21 protein-coding genes and 1 pseudogene are annotated in these 17796 nt (G+C 69.1%); 12 read left to right on the top strand and 10 right to left on the bottom strand.

Features of this window, described 5'->3' with window-relative positions; genetic code table 11:
- Positions 1-23: 23 nt before the first annotated feature.
- Positions 24-557 (bottom strand): inorganic diphosphatase, encoded by a 534-nt coding sequence (locus NKJ07_RS10965; protein WP_318566865.1) that lies wholly within the window; start codon positions 555-557, stop codon positions 24-26.
- A gap of 287 nt (positions 558-844) precedes the next feature.
- Here NKJ07_RS10965 and NKJ07_RS10960 point away from each other — a divergent pair, with 287 nt between their 5' ends.
- Positions 845-1204: a PadR family transcriptional regulator gene (locus NKJ07_RS10960; protein ID WP_318566864.1), complete on the top strand. Its 360-nt coding sequence runs from the start codon at positions 845-847 to the stop codon at positions 1202-1204.
- On the opposite strand, the gene NKJ07_RS10955 is transcribed toward NKJ07_RS10960, so the two are convergent.
- Together NKJ07_RS10955 and rnhA are read right to left on the bottom strand one after the other, a co-directional pair.
- A complete protein-coding gene (locus tag NKJ07_RS10955; protein ID WP_318566863.1) occupies positions 1195-1749 on the bottom strand; it encodes a DUF7108 family protein in 555 nt (184 codons plus the stop codon). The two genes, NKJ07_RS10960 and NKJ07_RS10955, sit on opposite strands and share 10 nt — an antisense overlap.
- Complete coding sequence (rnhA, locus tag NKJ07_RS10950) at positions 1742-2335, bottom strand: ribonuclease HI (protein ID WP_318566862.1); 594 nt, start codon at positions 2333-2335, stop codon at positions 1742-1744. Before rnhA ends, NKJ07_RS10955 begins: the two co-directional genes overlap by 8 nt.
- Positions 2336-2449: 114 nt before the next feature.
- Here rnhA and NKJ07_RS10945 point away from each other — a divergent pair, with 114 nt between their 5' ends.
- The 4 genes from NKJ07_RS10945 (at position 2450) to NKJ07_RS10930 (ending at position 5587) form a co-directional block, all read left to right on the top strand.
- On the top strand, positions 2450-3421 hold the full coding sequence (locus NKJ07_RS10945; RefSeq protein ID WP_318566861.1) for a transcription initiation factor IIB: 972 nt from the start codon (positions 2450-2452) through the stop codon (positions 3419-3421).
- Between the two features lie 168 nt (positions 3422-3589).
- On the top strand, positions 3590-3976 hold the full coding sequence (locus NKJ07_RS10940) for a hypothetical protein (protein ID WP_318566860.1): 387 nt from the start codon (positions 3590-3592) through the stop codon (positions 3974-3976).
- Between the two features lie 85 nt (positions 3977-4061).
- Positions 4062-5333 carry a DNA repair protein NreA gene (gene nreA, locus NKJ07_RS10935; RefSeq protein ID WP_318566859.1) on the top strand — a complete coding sequence of 424 codons (1272 nt, stop codon included), beginning with the start codon at positions 4062-4064 and terminating at the stop codon, positions 5331-5333.
- Between the two features lie 56 nt (positions 5334-5389).
- Complete coding sequence (locus NKJ07_RS10930) at positions 5390-5587, top strand: preprotein translocase subunit TatA (protein WP_318566858.1); 198 nt, start codon at positions 5390-5392, stop codon at positions 5585-5587.
- Between the two features lie 14 nt (positions 5588-5601).
- Here NKJ07_RS10930 and NKJ07_RS10925 read toward each other — a convergent pair whose 3' ends face one another.
- The 3 genes from NKJ07_RS10925 to NKJ07_RS10915 all read right to left on the bottom strand — a co-directional run bounded on the left by NKJ07_RS10925 (position 5602) and on the right by NKJ07_RS10915 (position 7141).
- A complete protein-coding gene (locus tag NKJ07_RS10925; RefSeq protein ID WP_318566857.1) occupies positions 5602-6066 on the bottom strand; it encodes a DUF302 domain-containing protein in 465 nt (154 codons plus the stop codon).
- Between the two features lie 97 nt (positions 6067-6163).
- Positions 6164-6727 carry a CPBP family glutamic-type intramembrane protease gene (locus tag NKJ07_RS10920; RefSeq protein WP_318570446.1) on the bottom strand — a complete coding sequence of 188 codons (564 nt, stop codon included), beginning with the start codon at positions 6725-6727 and terminating at the stop codon, positions 6164-6166.
- Between the two features lie 132 nt (positions 6728-6859).
- On the bottom strand, positions 6860-7141 hold the full coding sequence (locus NKJ07_RS10915) for a DUF5789 family protein (RefSeq protein ID WP_318566856.1): 282 nt from the start codon (positions 7139-7141) through the stop codon (positions 6860-6862).
- A gap of 188 nt (positions 7142-7329) precedes the next feature.
- Here NKJ07_RS10915 and NKJ07_RS10910 point away from each other — a divergent pair, with 188 nt between their 5' ends.
- Together NKJ07_RS10910 and NKJ07_RS10905 are read left to right on the top strand one after the other, a co-directional pair.
- A complete protein-coding gene (locus tag NKJ07_RS10910; RefSeq protein WP_318566855.1) occupies positions 7330-8364 on the top strand; it encodes a cell division protein CdpA domain-containing protein in 1035 nt (344 codons plus the stop codon).
- Between the two features lie 149 nt (positions 8365-8513).
- A complete protein-coding gene (locus NKJ07_RS10905) occupies positions 8514-8669 on the top strand; it encodes a hypothetical protein (RefSeq protein ID WP_318566854.1) in 156 nt (51 codons plus the stop codon).
- Between the two features lie 64 nt (positions 8670-8733).
- Here NKJ07_RS10905 and NKJ07_RS10900 read toward each other — a convergent pair whose 3' ends face one another.
- The 3 genes from NKJ07_RS10900 to NKJ07_RS10890 are packed head-to-tail and all read right to left on the bottom strand — an operon-like array spanning position 8734 to position 11383.
- Positions 8734-9183 carry a Mut7-C RNAse domain-containing protein gene (locus NKJ07_RS10900; RefSeq protein WP_318566853.1) on the bottom strand — a complete coding sequence of 150 codons (450 nt, stop codon included), beginning with the start codon at positions 9181-9183 and terminating at the stop codon, positions 8734-8736.
- A 5-nt stretch (positions 9184-9188) separates the two neighbouring features.
- Complete coding sequence (gene polX, locus NKJ07_RS10895) at positions 9189-10949, bottom strand: DNA polymerase/3'-5' exonuclease PolX (protein WP_318566852.1); 1761 nt, start codon at positions 10947-10949, stop codon at positions 9189-9191.
- Positions 10946-11383: a DUF5788 family protein gene (locus NKJ07_RS10890; protein WP_318566851.1), complete on the bottom strand. Its 438-nt coding sequence runs from the start codon at positions 11381-11383 to the stop codon at positions 10946-10948. Before NKJ07_RS10890 ends, polX begins: the two co-directional genes overlap by 4 nt.
- A 680-nt stretch (positions 11384-12063) precedes the next feature.
- On the opposite strand from NKJ07_RS10890, the gene NKJ07_RS10885 reads away from it, so the two are divergent.
- The gene (locus tag NKJ07_RS10885; RefSeq protein WP_318566850.1) at positions 12064-13449 is read left to right on the top strand and encodes an alkaline phosphatase family protein; all 1386 of its coding nucleotides are present in this window, start codon (positions 12064-12066) and stop codon (positions 13447-13449) included.
- On the opposite strand, the gene NKJ07_RS10880 is transcribed toward NKJ07_RS10885, so the two are convergent.
- Positions 13450-14538 carry a tubulin/FtsZ family protein gene (locus NKJ07_RS10880; RefSeq protein ID WP_318566849.1) on the bottom strand — a complete coding sequence of 363 codons (1089 nt, stop codon included), beginning with the start codon at positions 14536-14538 and terminating at the stop codon, positions 13450-13452. It lies immediately after the preceding gene.
- 144 nt (positions 14539-14682) lie between these two features.
- On the opposite strand from NKJ07_RS10880, the gene NKJ07_RS10875 reads away from it, so the two are divergent.
- The 4 genes and pseudogenes from NKJ07_RS10875 to NKJ07_RS10860 all read left to right on the top strand — a co-directional run bounded on the left by NKJ07_RS10875 (position 14683) and on the right by NKJ07_RS10860 (position 17790).
- The gene (locus NKJ07_RS10875; RefSeq protein ID WP_318566848.1) at positions 14683-15504 is read left to right on the top strand and encodes a DUF7285 family protein; all 822 of its coding nucleotides are present in this window, start codon (positions 14683-14685) and stop codon (positions 15502-15504) included.
- A pseudogene (locus NKJ07_RS10870) lies at positions 15501-16130 on the top strand (DUF7284 family protein); the annotation flags it as partial. The gene NKJ07_RS10875 and the pseudogene NKJ07_RS10870, both read left to right, overlap by 4 nt.
- A gap of 20 nt (positions 16131-16150) precedes the next feature.
- Positions 16151-17209: a DUF7286 family protein gene (locus NKJ07_RS10865; protein ID WP_425504760.1), complete on the top strand. Its 1059-nt coding sequence runs from the start codon at positions 16151-16153 to the stop codon at positions 17207-17209.
- A 155-nt stretch (positions 17210-17364) separates the two neighbouring features.
- Positions 17365-17790 carry a DUF5791 family protein gene (locus tag NKJ07_RS10860; protein ID WP_318566845.1) on the top strand — a complete coding sequence of 142 codons (426 nt, stop codon included), beginning with the start codon at positions 17365-17367 and terminating at the stop codon, positions 17788-17790.
- The last annotated feature ends 6 nt before the right edge of the window (positions 17791-17796 follow it).

Here is a 17796-nt window from a genome sequence, read left to right as displayed (position 1 = left end):
CCCAAAAAAAGTCGGTGATCGGGTTAGGCGAACTGCTCCTCGTAGAGGTCCATCGCGTGTTCGATGGCCTCCTTCGCGGCGGCGGCGTCGTCCCAGCCAAGCGTTTCGACTTCCTTGCCCTCCTCGAGGTTCTTGTACGTCTCGAAGAACTCGCTGATCTCCGCTTTCTGCTGGTCGGTGAGGTCGTCGACGTCCTCGACGTGGTCGTACCGGGGGTCCTCGGTGGGGACCGCGATGACCTTGTCGTCCTTCTCGCCGTCGTCGTCCATGCCCATCAGGGCGACGGGGCGGGCTTCGATGACACAGCCGGGGAACGTCTGGTCCTCGACGAGCACGAGCACGTCGAACGGGTCGCCGTCGTCGTAGTAGGTCTGGGGCATGAACCCGTAGTCCGACGGGTAGTGGACGTTCGAGTGGAGCACGCGGTCGAGGACGACGCCCGGGACGTCCTTGTCGTACTCGTACTTGTTCCGCTCACCTTTCAGACACTCGACGACGGCGTAGACGACATCAGGCGCGTCCGGGCCCGTCTCCATGTCTTCCCACAGGTTAACCATACCTGGTTCTCCGCTGACCGGCGCAAAAATCCGTCGGTCTCCTCTCCCTCTCGGTCTCGGTCTCGCGGCCGCGTCACTCCAGCTGACGGCGTTCCTGTCCGAACGTTGCCCGATGACCGTCTAACCCCCTCACAAGTGACCTAGTAAGTCACTATACGGCAAATTCAGCCTAATTTGCCCGTTTCAGTCAAATGTTCTCGGTTACTCTGTCTTTTATTATACTTATATTTATCGAAAGAAACAATGGTATACGAAGTGTTAAGTGCCCCGGTGACATTTCGAGTAGTATGTCAGAGGCACAATCACTGGGCACAGAATCTGGCTTGGCGCGCGATCTGACCGCGTTCCAGCAGAACATCCTCGTTATCCTCGCCGAGGAGCCGATGTACGGGCTGGCTATCAAGCGCCATCTCGAGGACTACTACGGCACCGAAGTCAACCACGGGCGACTCTACCCCAACCTCGACGACCTCGTCGAGATGGAGCTCGTCGACAAGAGCGAACTCGACAAGCGAACGAACCAGTACGAACTGACTGATAAAGGGCACCAGACAGTTCTCGACCGGTTCAACTGGATGCTGTCGAAGTTCGTCACCGGTGACGAGCGCGCGGACGAGATCCAGGAACTGATCGACGCTCACCTGTAGTCGGGCAGGTCGGCTCCGGCCGTCTCGAACAGGAGTCGCAACGACTCCTCGACAACCGTTTTTTGACGCTCGCTTGGCCAGGCGTTCCTGGGGTAGTACTCGTCGAGGAACTCCCGGAGCTCGCGCCGAGACGCCGTCTCGACCCGTCGCGTGTAGTGGTTCCCCATGAAGTCGGCGAACGCGCGTCCGTTCGCCGCGTGGACGGGTCCGTGTTCTGCGTCGACCCGTTCGACCAGCGCGGCGTTGTGCTCCTCGACGGCACGCCACTTGTCGTCCGCCCCGGCGTCCGACAGCGGCCGCTCGATGGTGCGCGAGAGGTCGTCGATGCGCTCCGTGCGGACGACGCCGTCCTCGAACCACTCCGCGGGGTTCAACACCAGCGTGTCGTCGTTGGTGCGGTAGCGCGCGGTGTACCCGATCTCGGCGAGCATCTCGTCGCGTCGGTCGCGGTGGGCCGCCGCCTCGGCGGGGTCCGGCACGTCGCGCGCCAGCCGCGTCAGTCGTTCGGCCTCCTCGATCAGGTCGTCCGGAACGTCGTCAGCCATCGTCGAGTGCCCTGTTCGCCAGCGAGTCGGCGCGATCGTTTATCTCCCGCGGAACGTGTTCGAGCGACCAGCGGTCGAACTCCGACAGCAGTTCCCGCACGGTGACGCGGCGCTCGCGGAGGCCCGGGTCGTTGGTGTTCCACTCGCCGCGTACCTGCTTGACGATCAGTTCCGAATCACCGCGGAGGTCCACCTCGTCGAAGCCGTGGTCGCGGGCGACCTCCAGCGCGCGCACGAGCGCCTCGTACTCCGCACGGTTGTTCGTCGTCTCGCCGATCCGCTCGCCTCCCTCGGCGACGATCCCGTCGGCGGTGACGATGGCGTACCCCACCGCCGCCGGTCCCGGGTTCCCCCGACTCGCGCCGTCGAAGTAGACGTGGGCGCGCCCACCACCCTCCCGGAGGAGCGCGAGGAGATCGACGGGCTGGGCTCCCTGGACGACCACCTTGTCGTCGTAGGCGACGGCGACCGCGTCGCCGCGTGCTGCTCGCCACCGTTCATACTCGGTGTTCCCGGGTTCGACGTCGACGTCCGCCGCTGCGAGGCGTCGTCGGGCCGCGTCCGGGTCACACTCGACACTCGGCATCGTCTCGACCTCGGTGGCGGGACACTAAGACCGTTCGTTCCCGTCCGCCGGCCGTGACGCGACCGCACCGGCCCCCACGCTTAAGTGTCAGTGGAGATGGACGTGAAAAACGTGATGACACGGCCCACCCGTCAGCGAACGCGCGACACGGACCGGCGACGATGGCAGGCCGACGAGACGGAGGACGACGACGGGATCGACCTCGACGAGGTGGACTCCGACGAACTCGTCCGGACGGCCGACGGCGAACTCATCCACGAACCGACGGGAATCGTCGTCGAGGAGGAACAGATCGACCGGGGACCGGAGTGGCGGGCGTTCAACCACTCCGAGCGACAGGAGAAATCGAGGGTGGGGGCTCCGACGACGCAGACGATGCACGACAAGGGCCTGACGACGACGATCGACTGGAAGGACAAAGACGCCTACGGACGGTCGCTCTCCTCGGAGAAACGCTCACAGATGCACCGGCTGCGCAAGTGGCAAGAGCGCATCCGGACGAAGGACGCCGGCGAGCGCAACCTCCAGTTCGCGCTGAGCGAGATCGACCGCATGGCAAGCGCGCTCGGGGTCCCCCGCTCGGTCCGGGAAGTGGCGTCGGTCATCTACCGACGGGCGCTCGGCGAAGACCTCATCCGCGGACGAAGTATCGAGGGCGTCGCCACGAGCGCGCTGTACGCCGCCTGCCGGAAGGAGGGGATCCCACGGTCGCTCGAGGAGATCGCCGACGTCTCGCGCGTCGAGCGGAAGGAGATCGGCCGCACGTACCGGTACATCTCCCAGGAACTCGGGTTGGAGATGAAGCCCGTCGACCCGAAGAAGTACGTCCCCCGTTTCTGCTCCGAACTCGACCTCTCGAAGGAGGTCCAGTCGAAGGCCGAAGAGATCATCGAGACCACGGCCGAAGCGGGTCTGCTGTCGGGGAAGTCGCCCACAGGGTTCGCCGCGGCGGCGATCTACGCCGCCTCACTACTGTGCAACGAGAAGAAGACCCAGCGCGAGGTCGCCGACGTCGCGCAGGTCACCGAGGTCACGATCCGGAACCGGTACCAAGAACAGATCGAGGCGATGGACATCCACGCCTGAGACGAACTGCTGTCACCGGGTCCCGGCCGGTCGCGGGACAGCTGTGATCGATCCGGTCCTGACTGACAGCAGTCCGTTCGAGCCGGCCGGCCGACGCCCCGGAAACGACGCCGGTACGACGAGGTCGGGCCCGACGCTTCTTGTCGTCTCACGCGGTACAGGGGGACGATGATAGACCTGCCCTGGGGTGGCGACCGCGACGACGCAGGGGACACCTCAACCGACGGCGTCGGCGAGCAGGCCCACGCCGAGGCGGTCGTGGTCTGCGTGTTCCAAGACGGTACCCTCGCGGTGTACGAGGACCGAGTCGTCGTCGAGCGGACCGCGCGCTCGCGGTTCGACGACCGGACGGTCCCCTTCGACGAGATCTGCGGCGTCGACTTCGCCGGTGGGATCACCATCGGCTACATCCAACTCGAACTGGTCGGCGTCACCCCCGACACCGGCGGACTCCTCTCCGACCCGGTCAACGAGCGCACGCTCCACTTCGGCTGGGGTGACAAGGAGTGTGCGAAGCGGGCCCGGGACGCGATCGTCGAGCGGGCACGCGGGTGAACTGGCGGGGCAAGCCGTCAGCACGGCGAACGGCGCAGCGCGCGGCCGACAACCCTTATCAGCGGACCGCCTCTAGAGAAAGCGAATGCGCCTCGACGACTACCTCGACATCGAGGCGAACGAGCGCGCCGAGCGTCGCCGCCTCGCCGAAGAGAAGTCCTACGCCATCGTCGACCACCTCCAGCGCTTCGAGGACCGGTTCGACGAGGTCGTCCAGGGGGACGCGCTCTACGGCGGGGTGTCGCCCTCGATCTTCGTCGGTCGCGCGAACTACCCGCGCGTGTCGACGGGCATCCTCTCGCCCGTCGGACACGACGAGGACGCGGCCGCGTTCGAGACGAGCGCGGAGTGGTACCACGAGGGCGTCTCCATCTCGGACGTGTTCCAGCGGCGCACCTCGCTTTTGAACTCGAACCAGTCGGCGGCGGTCGAGGGCGTCCACGACGCGTGGGACGGCTTCCTCGGCGTCCAGCGCGAGGTCGCGATCGCGGACCGACCCGTGACCGTGGAGATCGGACTCGACGGCCGCCCGGACGTCGATCTCGATCCCGGCCGAGACGACATCGCCACCCCGACGGGGCCGCGCGCCCGTGCGCAATCGGCCGAGTTGGGCGAGAACCCCCACGTCCCCTCGCCCGTCGAGAAGACACTGGAGGACGACGACTGGAACGCACAGGGGGCGATGACGTATCTCTACCGGCGGGGCTTCGACGTGTACGACATCAACACGATCCTCTCGGCCGGCGCGCTCGGGCAGGCACACAATCGACGGCTCGTCCCGACCCGGTGGTCGATCACGGCCGTCGACGACACCCTCGGGCAGTACCTCCGCGGCAGGATCCGCGACGCCCCCGCCGTGGACCGCGTCGAAGTGTACCGCAACGAGTTCCTGGGCAACGCGTTCTGGGTCGTCCTCGCGCCCGGCGCGTGGGAGTTCGAACTCGTCGAGATGAAGGCCCCGGGAAGCGTCTGGAACCCCGATCCCGATTCGGGTGTGTGGCTCGCCGCCGACCGCGAGGGGCGGGAGGGCCGGACGGGCTACGTCGAAGAGACCGCGGGCGCGTACCACGCCTCGCGGCTGGGCGTGCTCGAACACCTCGAATCGCGGGGCCGACAGGCGAAGGTGCTGGTCCTCAGACACGTCTCCGACGACTACTGGGGTCCCTGTGGCGTCTGGCAGGTCCGCGAGAGCGTCCGGAACGCGTTCGACGAGGAGGGCGGCCGCGCGGAGACGCTCGGGGGCGCGGTCCGCTCTGTCGCCCCGTATCTCCCGGTCTCGCTCCAGCAGTTGCGCCGGAAGTCGACGATGGTGTCGGGGCTCCAGGCGACGCTGGCCGACTTCGGAGCCGACGGCTGACCGTCGTCGACCGTTCGAGGAACAAACCTATCATCGATGGTACCGCACCGTCGAGCATGGTCCCACTGTTCCCCGGGGTCCCGGGCGGTCCGGAGCTGCTCGTCATCCTCCTGCTCATGATCGCGCTGTTCGGGCTCCCGGTCGTCCTCGCCCTCCTCGGCTGGCGCTACCTCCGCGGAGACGACGTCGAGGACCTCGAAGCGCGCGTCAGCGAACTGGAGGCGGCACTCGAAGAGGACGACGAAAAAGAGTGACCTGCGGCCGCGGCTCAGTCGTCGGCTTCCACGGTCGCGTCGAGGTTCGACCACGCGTCCTCGACCATCTCGCCCGTGGTGGCGACGATGTCGGCCATCTCCTCGTCGTCGGGGGCCATCCCGACGAGCCGGGCGATGCGCATGATGCTGACGTGGTACACCTCCTGCACGCCGGGTTCGGTCTGCCGGACGATGACGTTACACGGCATCAGCCCGCCGAGTTCGTCGTCGCTGGCGTCGAGCGCCCGGTTCGCGACCTCGGGGCTGCACGCGCCGAGGACGTAGTACGGGTCGCGGTCGACTCCGATCTTCTCGTGCAGCAGGTCGGAGACGGAAAACTCCACCGCGGTGCCGAACCCCGCCCGCTTGAACGCGTCGCGGACGTGTTCGATCGCCTCCTCGTGCTCCATGTGGAGCGTCGTGCGGTGTTCACCGATGTCGTCGCCGCTGAGAACGGACGGATCGATCGGAAGCGTCATCAGGTTCGGTTTGGTCGGCGACCGAAGAAAAGGTATGGTAGTGTGTCTGCAGTGCAAGACAGTTTCGGGGAGCACACGCGACACACCGGGAGCACACTCACAGCGGGATGGGGAGGAACGAAAACCACTCGACGACCCGCTCCGTGGGGACCAGCGGTGGGTGGAGGACGAGCCAGTCGAGGAGCGCGAGACCCATCCCGTGGGCGACGACCGAGGGGAGGATCGAGTTGGCGTCGTAGTCGACGGCCCCGAACAGCACGTCCGTCGGCCCCGACAGGAGGAGTTCGATCGGCGGCTTGCCGACGTGGTGGAGCGCGTACACGACTGGCGAGATGAAGACGCTCTTGAACCCGAGTTCGTCCCGCACGCCCACGCAGAGGAGCCCCCGGTAGTACGTCTCGGCGGCGACGACGACGACGAACTGCTGGAGGGCGTGGGGGAGGAACGACCCCAGCGCCGTCGACGTCTGCCACATCGGGTAGTACGCACGGATGCTCGGGAGCGACGAGCCGACGAGATAAAACGGGAGGACGAACGCCGCGACGAGCACGGCGTTTCGGAGCGCGCGCCGGTCCACCCGCCAGCCGAGATGCCGGCCGTGGGTGACGGCGAGCGCGGCCGGCACCGCCACGAAGACGACGGCGTCGCGCAGGGCACGCATCGTGAGGTTCCCCTGTGGGACGTGCCAGGCACCCCAGACAACGGAGAGAACGACGCCGACGAGCAGCGTCCGCTGTACCCACGAGAGGTGTTCGAGCCGGGCGACAGAGAGCCGTTCGAGTCGCGTCACGCCCTACTCGGTCCGGACGGGACCGTGTCCGACGGCGTCGGTGACGGCCGTCACGAACGACGCGCGCGTGTCGAAGTAGGACACGTCTACTGCGTCGAGAACGGCGGCGAGTTCGCGCGGCCCCTCCGGCGTACGGACGATGCTGTCGCCTTCCTTCTCGACCACGCGACTCTTCTCCTTCGGCCAGGTCAGCCTGGACGCGACCCGCGCGAGCGGCTGCCCGTCGACCGGTTCGCGCTCGCCGAGTTCGACGACAGGCCCCTCGTCTTCTTCGTCGTCTGCCATACGCGACGGTTGGCCATCGCCGACAATAATCCCTTCCCTTCCGGTCTCGACCCGTCTGGGTTCGCTCGGCGAGCCGGCCCGACGCGCCACGGCCGGCCGCCGTCCCCCCGTCGCGTTCGGCCCGTCGCCGTCGGTGTCATGCGACCGTCTGACGTAGCGTTTTGTGTGCGGGCGGTGTATTCGGGCGTATGACCAGTCTCTCGGAGGTGTACACAGGGGAGGGACGGTCGGGCGAACACCGCCCGGACCTCCGGCGGCTGTACGCGGGAGTCGGACTCTTCCTCGTCGGGGCGTTGCTCGTCCTGGGTGGCATTCTCGTTGCGGCGACGGACGTCTTGTACACGACTGCGACCGTCGAAGGGATCACGAACAGTCGGCACGTCGGCGGCGTCCTCGGCGGGATCGGCGTCCCGGCCGTCTTCCTGGGCGTCCTGACCGTCCTCCCGTCGGCCAGACGGACGCGTGCGGCCGCCCTCCTCGGGGCCAGCATCGCCGTCCTCGGCGTCGGTCTCTTCTGGCACGCCTACCCCTGCCAGTGGTCCGGGTCGAACTGCGGGGCCGGCCTCATGGACCTCACGCTCCCCACCGTCGGCGTCTACTTCTTCGGGCTCATCACGACGTTCTGGTGGCTCTTCGTCGGCATCGCCAACTTCAAGACGCGGAACGCGCCCGGCGGCACGGTGCGGATGGAGGTCACCCGGCAGGGCGAGACGAAAATCGTCGAGGTTCCCCGGGGCGGAGCCAGCGGCGTCGGCTTCCTCGGCTCGCAGCCCGACGGCGGCGTCGAGACGCAGACCGGCTCCGGTGGTTCTGACGGGACCGACGGCACCGGCGACCGTGCGTCGTGGAGCACGTCAATGTTCTCGCCCGAGCCGACCTCGTCTCCGCCGCCCACGGCCGCGCCGGCGTCGGAATCCTCGTCCCGGTCGGCCACACAGCGCGCGTCGAGCGTGCGGGCTTCTCCCGGCGACTCGACGACGGCGTCCGACGGCGGCGCGTCCGCCTCCGACATCCGCTCGCCGCTCGACGCCAGTGACGACGGCACGGAGTTCGTCCCCAACTCGGGCGACGAGCCGACCCCTCGACAGGTCGGCGACACGTACTGCGGTAGCTGCCAGCACTTCGACTACGTCCGCACCGACACGGGCATCCAGCCGTACTGCGGCCTCCACGACGACCTGATGGACGACATGGAAGCCTGCGAGGAGTGGACGCCTCGTTGACCCCTTCGCGAGACACCCTCACCGCGTTCACGACGCTCGTTCTCCCGCCTGCCGGTGTGCGCACGGCTCGTCGCTCTTTGTACGCCACGCGTACGGCTTTCGAGTAAGCTACCCACGACTGAAGTCGTGGGCTTCCGCCTCGAACTTCTGTGAAACGCAACTCGGAACTCGGCTTCGTCGTCGGCCGCCACCTCGCCGTCTTCGCCGCTGCGATCTCCCCACCGAACGCGGCGGCGGGCATCGCCTTCGGCGGTGCGAGCGCCCTTCCCCTCGTCGTGATGCTGTTCTTCGAGGTGTCTCCCTGACCGCGCGTCCATCCGTCGGCGACAGCGCCTCCGTCCGTCCGTGACTGTGCGGCGGACGACCCTGTCACAAGCCTTCGATGCGTTCTCTGACGTCCTCCCAGTGGCTCCCCTTCCAGAACACCTGCTCGCAGTCGCGACACCGGTAACACGGAGTCTCCGACGGCTCGGGCGCGTAATCGGGCACCGACGCGTCCTCGTCGATCGGCTCCACCGGTCCGTTGCACCGCCCACACCGCGCTGGCTCCCCCGCGAGCGACAGCTCGAATCCCGCCCGTCGGAGCTCGCGGAGCTGGTCCGTGACCTCCCGCGAGTCGATGCGCACCCCCCGGGGAGCCCGCGTGGCCAGCTGGCGGTCCCGGGTGACGAGCGTCCGGTCCTCCGCAGTCGCGACCGCGAGGAGATCGTCGTCGGCCTCGACACCGCGGTCGAGCGCGTACGCCGCGTCGTAGCCACACATCCGGAGGTACCGGGCCAGCTTCCCCAGCATCGCATCGAGAAGGAGGCGGTCGGGCATCGGACTCACTCGTCGTCGACGAACGACCGCACGTCGGCCGCGCGCCAGGTGTTGAGCACGTCCGCCGATTCGGCCCACCCGCGCCGCGCCGTGTGGACGCCGTACCGGACGTAGTCCAGCTCCGAGGGCGCGTGTGCGTCGGTGTTCACGACGACGACCGCGCCGGCGTCGACCGCCGCGCGGACGCCCGTCCCCGAGAGGTCGAGGCGGTGAGGGTTGGCGTTCACCTCCAGCGCCGTGCCGGCGGCGGCGGCGGCCGCGGCGATCCGCTCGCGGTCGAGTTCGAGCCCCGCGCGACGGTTCAACAGCCGTCCCGAGGGGTGGCCGAGAACGTCCACCGCGGGGTGTTCGACCGCGCGCACGAGCCGGTCGGTCGCCTCCTCGCGCCCTTGATCGAGCGCGGCGTGCGGCGACGCGACGACGATGTCGAGCCGGCCGAGGAGGTCGTCGCCGACTGAAAGCTCACCTTCGGCGTCGATGTTCGCCTCGACGCCGTGGAACACCTCGATCTCGGCCTCGACCGAAGCGGCCGCCTCGGCCACGACCGACGCCTGCTCGGCCAACTCCTCGTCGGAGAGGCCGACGCCGCCGACCATCCCCGGGCCCGTGGCGTGGTCGGTCACGGCGTAGTAGTCGTAGCCGCGCTCCACCGCGCCGGCGAGCATCTCGTCGAGGGTGGCGCGTCCGTCCGACCAGTCAGTGTGGGTGTGGAGGTCCCCGCGGACCTCGTCGGTCGTCACGGGCGCCGGCAGGTCGTCGGCGGCGGCGGCCTCGACCTCGCCCGTGTCCTCTCTGAGTTCGGGTGGCATCCACGCCAGGTCCAGCACCGCGTACATCTCCTCCTCGGTGCGCCCGGCGATCCGCTCGCCGACGCGCTGGCCGGCGTCGGGCTCTTCCACGTCGGAGACGTCGAAGACGCCGTACTCGTTCATCTTCAGGCCGCGTGCGATGGCTCGGTTCCGGAGGGTGACGTTGTGCTCTTTGCTCCCGGTGAAGTACTGCAGGGCGGCCCCGTACTCCCCGGGGACGACGACGCGGAGGTCGACCCGGAGTCCGTCGACGCGGACCGACGCCTTGCTCGTCCCGCTCTCGATGACCGTCGTCGCGTCCTCCCAGTCGGTGAAGGCCGCGACGACCCGCTCTGCGTCCTCGCTGGCGACCAGCACGTCGACGTCGCCGATGGTCTCACGCCACCGACGGATCGAGCCCGCGACCGACGCCTCGGCGACGACCTCGTAGCCCGAGAGGAACGCGAGCAGGTCGTCGGCGACGGGGCGTGCCTCACCCAGCAGTGAGCGTTCGCGCGCCTCGCGTGCAAAGGGGATGTTCTCGAGGATGTTCTCCTCCGTCTTCGCGCCGAACCCCTTCACCTCGCGGATCTTCCCCTCGCTGGCTGCGGTTTCGAGGTCGTCGAGCGTCTCGACGCCCAGCGCCTCGTACAGCCGGCCCACGGTCTTTGGGCCGACGCCCTCGACGCGGGTCAGCGCCGCCATCTCCACGGGCAGGTCGGCGCGGGCCTCCTCCAGTTCCTCGATCGCGCCCACCTCGAAGTACTCGACGATCTTCGAGGAGATGGCGTCGCCGACGCCGTCGATCTCCGCCAGCGCGGACTCGCCCTCCGCGGCGACCGCCTCGATCGGCTGGCCGAACTCGCGGATGTTCTCGGCGGCCCGGCGGTAGGTCTGTGGCTTGTACGAGACGTCCTGGGCCTCTAGTAGGTCGGCGAACTCCTCGAACAGCGCGGCGACCTCGTCGTTCCGGCTCATCGTCTGTTCGGCTTGGTGGCGTCCTCGCGGCCGAGCGCCTGCCGGAGGAACTTCATCCACCGCTTCTGGTCGGCGGCCTTCTGCGCTTTCGCCTCGCGTTCGAGGTCTGCGGGCCGGAGCTGTTCGAGGGCGTTCAGCGCCCGGTCAATCCCGACGATGCTCTCGACCAGTCGCTCGCCCTCTCCGTAGGAGACCTCGTTGCGTTCGATGCGCTGGAGCCGCTGGAGCCGCTCGCGTCGGAGGTTCTTCTTCGCGCGCTCGACCCGGTCGCGCTCGCCCGGGGGGATGGTGTCCCGGCGCTTGATCTCGAAGACGAACTCCCGGAGGTTGATCTCCTCGCCCTGGACGGCGATCCGCTCGGGAATGTCCGCGCCGACGGTCGCGCCCTCCCTGTTGACGCGCTCCAACAGTTGCTTCTGCTGGTACTCTTTCACAGTTCTCGTTACCCCGCGGCGGACTTTGCTCCTTCGCCGCCGGTCCGGTAGCGTCTCGAAGTCCGGTCTTCTACCGAAGGGGTTGCGACGGTCGGGTATCGCTCGGTGGCGCTGTGTCGTCGACGGCAGGGGACGAACGAGTCGGGGCCACACCAGGGAGGTGAACGGCACCCTGCCCGCGCGGTCGCCAGGGCGGTGACGCCACAGACCTCCCCAGCCGACTGCGGTACTCGGACGCTCGTGTCACTCGCGCGCGGGTCGCGGACCGCCAGCCGCGACGCCACGCGCCACCACTCCGCGTGGTTGCGGTTGGCGCGCGGGAGTGAGTGAACGGAGTGAGCGAGCGGCGCGCGAGGGGCCTGCTCGCGGCTCCGTCCGCGAGCGACCCGGCTGGGGTGGAACGAGGCTGCGGTCCACCGCGCCCGCGTGTCGTGCGGTGGTCTCACGGTCTCACACGACTGAGGATCCGCTATCTCGGACGACCGACTACCGGCCGTCACGTCTCCTCTGCCGTACCCGTGCCCGTACGGTCGTCTCGCTGTCCCTCCCTGCCCCGGAGGTCGGCCGACTCTCGTCGCCCACCGCACGGAAAACCATCACTCTACACCTGTTCCCCGAGGTCTCCGCAAGAACGTCACCGGAAAAGAAGCTTCTTGTGTCCCTCTCAGGTATGAAATGGTATGGGACTGTTCGACCGACTGCGCGGAACCGACAACCCGCGCGTCGCCTTCATCGGAATCGACGGGGTACCGTTCACGCTGCTCAGCGAGCACCCCGAGGAGTTCCCCAACGTCGCCTCGCTCATCAACGAGGGGAGCGCCGGAGCGATCGACAGCATCGTTCCGCCCGAATCCAGCGCCTGCTGGCCCGCGCTCACCACGGGCGTGAACCCCGGCGAGACCGGCGTCTACGGCTTCCAAGACCGCGAGAACGGTTCGTACGACACCTACGTTCCGATGGGTCGGGACGTCCAGGCGACGCGGCTGTGGGACCGCGTGAGTCAGGACGGCCGCGACGCCACGGTGTTCAACGTCCCCGTCACGTTCCCGCCCCAGCGGAACGTCCAGCGTATGGTCTCGGGCTTCCTCTCGCCGTCGGTCGACAAGGCGGCGCTCCCCGACGACGTCGCGAACTACCTCAAGTCGATCGACTACGCCATCGACGTCAACGCCAAACTCGGCCACGACGAGGACAAGACCGAGTTCATGGAGGACGCCCACCGCACGCTCGACGCGCGGTTCGAGGCGTTCAGCCACTACCTCTCCGAGGACGACTGGGACCTCTTCTTCGGCGTCTTCATGACCACGGACAGAGTCAACCACTTCCTGTTCAAGGACTACGAGCGGCTCGCACCCGGCGCGAGCGGCGACACGGAGGGGCTCAAGGAGGAGAACCGCGAACTGTTCCTCGAGTTCTATCGCCAGGTCGACGAGTACCTCGGGAAGATCCGGTCGATGCTCCCCGACGACGTGACGCTCGTCGTCGCCTCCGACCACGGCTTCACGTCCCTGGACTACGAGGTCAACTGCAACACCTGGCTCGAAGAGCAGGGGTGGCTCTCGTACGACGGCGACGATCACGAGGAACTGGCCGATATCGCCGACGAGACCCGGGCGTACTCGCTCATCCCCGGTCGGTTCTACATCAACCTCGAAGGCAGAGAGCCCCGCGGGTCGGTCCCGCAAGCGGAGTACGAGGCGGCCCGCGACGAACTCAAATCGGAGTTAGAGGCGTGGGAGGGCCCCGACGGGAAGAAGGTCGCCGACCGCGTCGTCGAGAAGGAGGAGGCGTTCCGCGGCGACCACGACGAGATCGCGCCCGACCTCGTCGTCGTCCCGAACCACGGCTTCGACCTCAAATCCGGCTTCAAGCACAAGGAGTCGGTGTTCTCACAGGGCCCGCGCAACGGGATGCACTCGTTCGACAACGCGTCTCTGATCGTCGACGACCCCGACGTGGTCGTCGAGGACGCCGACCTCTTCGACATCGCGCCGACGATCCTCGACCTGATGGAACTCGACTACACGCGCACCGAGTTCGACGGCGGTAGCCTCGTCAGGCAGTAGTTACAGGTCGTCGAGTTCGTCGACGGCCCAGCCCGCCGCGGCGTCGTCGGCCGTCCCGACCGGGTCGGCGGGTTCGGCCTGTGCCTCGCGTGCGCGCTCGAAGAACGCCCGGAGGCGCTCGGTCCGCTCGACGCCGCTCAAAAGGACGAGCGACGCGAGCGAGTCGGAGGCGAGCGGGAAGTCGCCGCCGCGGACCTGCATACTGCCGGTCTCGTCTTCGACCCAGCGGCGCGCCCGCTCGACGCCTTTTCTCGGGATCGCCGCCGGGCGACCCGCCACGACCACGAGCGCCGCGTCGGCCGTCTCCGCGTCGGGAACGCTCGTCCCCGTCAGCACCGCCCGCCGGGTGATGCTCGTCACGACGTTGACATTCTCCTCGGCGTCGGGTGCGGCCACCGCGTCCGCGTAGCCGACCGCGGCGAGTTGGCCGTTCCGCAGCGTGTTGATGAGCTCCGACGAGTCGACGACCGACTCCGCGACGCCGTCGCCCGTCGTCTCGCCCGCCGCCAGCAGGAGTCCCAGCCGTGTGGCGATGGCCTCGTTGATGCGGTCGAACCCCCCGCCGAGGCTCTCGCCCGCCTGCCGGAACGCGTCGTTGTCGACGAGGACGACCGAGTCGGCCTCCCGCGCTAGCGTCTTCAGCGATCGGCCCGCGTTCACCTGGTACATCGCCCCCTCGTCGCGCCCCGGGAGGACACCGATGCCGTAGACGGGGCGGTCGTACACCCGCTTGAGTTCCTGGGCGAGCACCGGCGCGCCGCCGGAGCCGGTGCCGCCGCCGAGCCCCGCGACGACGAAGATCGCGTCGATCTCCGAGGTGATCGTGACGGCGTCGAGCACCTCGGTCGCGTCCTCGCGCATCACCTGCGCGCCGAGTTCGTTGTCGCCACCGACCCCGTGGCCGGAGACGCGTGACTGTCCGACGAGGAGGGTCTCGATCCCGCTGGGGAGCGACTGGAGGTCGGCTGTGGCGGTGTTGACTGCGTAGGCACGGCGGACGGCACCGTGGCTCTCGGCAGCGTCGAACGCGTGGAGGGCGCTGACGAGTTTGCCGCCGGCCTGGCCCACACCGATCAGGGCGGACTTCATGTCCCGTACGTGATTCTATCAGCTTTTTATACTTTCGTTATCTCAGATCCGGGCTGATCGATCGGGGCGAGAGTTTATCGATGGGGAGGCGGCCACCGGAGCGCATGACCGACGATCTGACGCGACGGCTGGAGGCGGTCGAGCGTGGCGGTGACGGACGGCCACACGGACCTCACGAGCGTCGCCGACGCGACCGACGTCGCGACCCGACTCGACGCGGTCGAACGCCGCCTCGACGATGTGGAGACGCGGCTCGGAGAGATGGAGGCGGCCACGCAGGCGCTCCGCGGCTACCTCGGCGGCGTCGACGGGGTTTCGGACGCGGTCGAACGCCGCGCGGACCTCGCACTGGCGAAGGCCGAAGCCGTCGAAGACGCGGTGTTCGACGGGCGCGACGGGCTCGCCGTCGAGCGACTCCCGGACGCGGATGCGCCGGCGCCGGGAGCCGACACCGCCGCCGACCCGGTCGACGGAGCCGACCCCGCAGCTGACACGGTCAACAGCGTCGACGCCGACCGAGACGGAAACCCACGACCGCGGACAGGAGGCCCGAACGTGAACCCGAGCAGTCGAGCCGCCGCCGAGGGCGCTCGGCGTCGTGCACAGGTGGAGCCGCTGGCGGCGCTCGCGGCGCTGTTCGCGGTCTGCGTGGGGCTGTCCGTCTACGCGCTCGTCCTGGCCGACGCGGGGCGTCCGACCGACCGCGGCCTGGCAGAGCCGGCGCTCGCGGCCGTCGACGACGCCGTCTCCGTCAGCGGCGTCGCACACCCCGCGCGTCTCGATCGGGCGGTCGACGCCCGTCCGTCGGGCACCCGGCTCAACGTCACGCTCACGACCGACAGCCGGGCGTGGGCGGTCGGCCCGACGCCGGCCGTCCACGGCGACCGCGCCACGCGGCGCGTGAGCGTCCGTCTCGGACCGGGCCGCGTCCGCGTTGGCCGCCTACGCGTGGTGGTGTGGCGATGACAGGCCGAACCCGCGGCATCAGCACGATCTTCGACGTGACGCTGTTCCTCCTGCTCGTCAGCGCGGCCGTCCTCTCGGTCGTCACCGCCGGCGGTAGCGTGACCAGCGACCCCGGGACCGTCGGCCGCGACGAGGCGGCCGTCGAGACGCTCGCGACCACGACAGCGACCGTCCGGTACGACCTGGGAGTCGATCGCCGGACGAACGACACCGTCCAACGGGTCAGTTACGGGACGCTGGCTGAACTCCTCGCGGAGGCAGCGCTCGTCTCGCTCGCGGTCGACGACGAGCGGGTGTCGCCGTACGCCGGAGGGTTCGTTGCCGCGGTCGGCGAGGCCGTCCGGCCGGCGCTCGACGGCCGGACCCAGATCGTGGCGACCTGGTCACGGTACCCCGGGTCTAGCCTTCGTGGACGCGTTCGCGTCGGCCCCACCCCGCCAGCCGACGCGACGGTCCACGCTGCGACCCTCGTCGTCGACAGCGGCGTTCCGCCGGCGCGCGACGCCGCCGTCGCCGCCGCGCCGACGGGGTTCGACCGCGTCGCAGCGGTCGTCGCCGGGCGCACCGTTCGTGGGCTGTTCCCACCGCGCCGGACCCACACGATGCTCGACGGTGGGGCCGCCGACGGGACGGTCTCCCGGGCGCGATTCGAGCGCGCGGCGGCGTCGACGGCGTCGTCGCGACGCGTGCGATCGGCGGCCCCGACGCGCTCGACCGGACCGGCACGGTCACCGGTGCCCGGCCGGACGACCTCGACGCGTGGGTGTCGGCCGACCTCATGGCCCTCCGCGGCGAAGTTCGAAACGTCTCCGTCGCCGTCCGGATGGGCGACGCCGCCACGGGGCGGTCGAACCCGGCCGCTCGACTCGCGACGGCGCTCGACGACCGGCGCGCGACGCTCCGTGCGGCCGAGAACGCCACCGGCCCGGACACGCCCGTGACGCGGGACGAGCGAGAGCGGCTCGAAGCGGATGTCGGCAAGGCGCTGAACGCGATCGAAGCCAGAACGCACGTCGTCCTCGCGCGCGAGACGTCGCTCGACTCCGACGAGCGCCACGACGCCATCGACACCGCGCTCGGGCAGTGGAGCCGACCCTCGACGACGGCGCTGGCCGTCACGAACGGCTCGTACGTGCCGGCGGTCGTCGACGCCGCCGGCGTCGAGGGCCGAGCGGCCGACCGCCTCCGGGTTCACCTCCGCGTCGCCGTCGCCGAGGCGCGTGCCTCCCCGGAGACGCGCGTCGCGTACGCCCCGGTCAACGACACCGCAAGCGCGGTCCGTCGCGTCTCGACGACCGCCCTGACCGCGGCGGCCGGGAGCGTGGTCGCGAACGGGACGGACCGACTCGCCGACCGCTACGAGGACGACGTCGTCGTCCTCCCCGCGGGGCTCCCGCTCCTCCCGACGCCGACGAACTGGTACGTCACGGTGAACGTCTGGGACGTCGATGTCCGGGGGCACTACTCGCGGTTCGCCGTCCGGACGAACCGGGGAACGCCCGGCGAGACGGTCACGTACGTCCGCGACGGCGGCCGGGCCGAACTCGATATCGACGGGGACGGGAACACGGAACCGCTCGGACACGCCGACCGCATCGACTTCTCGGTCCGGACCGTGGTCCTCGTGGCCGTCCCGCCGGGGCGGACGGGTGTCGGTGACGTCGACGGGCAGACCGAGGAGACGTCGCCGGGGTGGGAGGAGTGACCCTCCCGGCTCTCCCGACGGCGGTCGGTTCCCTCGCGTCCGTCGATTCGGGGGTTCGGGGCGGCCGTGGCCGTTCTACTGACCGTTCCGGGCGTTTGACTTCCACGCTCGGGGGAGTGACAACCGTTTTGGCCCCGCCCCGTCGACACATAGCCATGCTCTACGACGTGGTCGACGACCCGGCGTCGCGCGCGGCCCCCGAACTCCGGGCTGCGTACGAGCGAGCGCTCGCGGACGTCGTCGACGCACACGGCGTCGCGCGTGTCGCGACCGACGCTGGCGTCGACGAGGCGCGCCTCGAAGCGCTCGCCGCGGACGACGAAGTCACGCTGAGCGTCGAGGAGGCGATGGCCGTCCTCGCGGTCGACGCCGACCGTGACGCCGAGACGATGACGCTCGAACTCCGCGACCGACTCCTGATGGGGATGACGACCGGGGTGCTCGACGTCGACACGCTCGCCGCCGAGACGGGCCTCGACATCTCCGGCCAGGAGGTCCAGCAGTCGCTCGAGGGCCGTCGGACGACGACGCTCGCGGAACTCGCGGCCATCCACCGCGTCATCGCCGTCCGGAACGAGTAGGAGGTC

The organism is Salinigranum marinum (genome assembly GCF_024228675.1).
Taxonomy (GTDB): Archaea; Halobacteriota; Halobacteria; order Halobacteriales; family Haloferacaceae; genus Salinigranum; species Salinigranum marinum.
The sequence above is the reverse complement of the archived record's forward strand: the minus strand, read 5'-3'. Positions and strand labels throughout refer to the sequence as shown.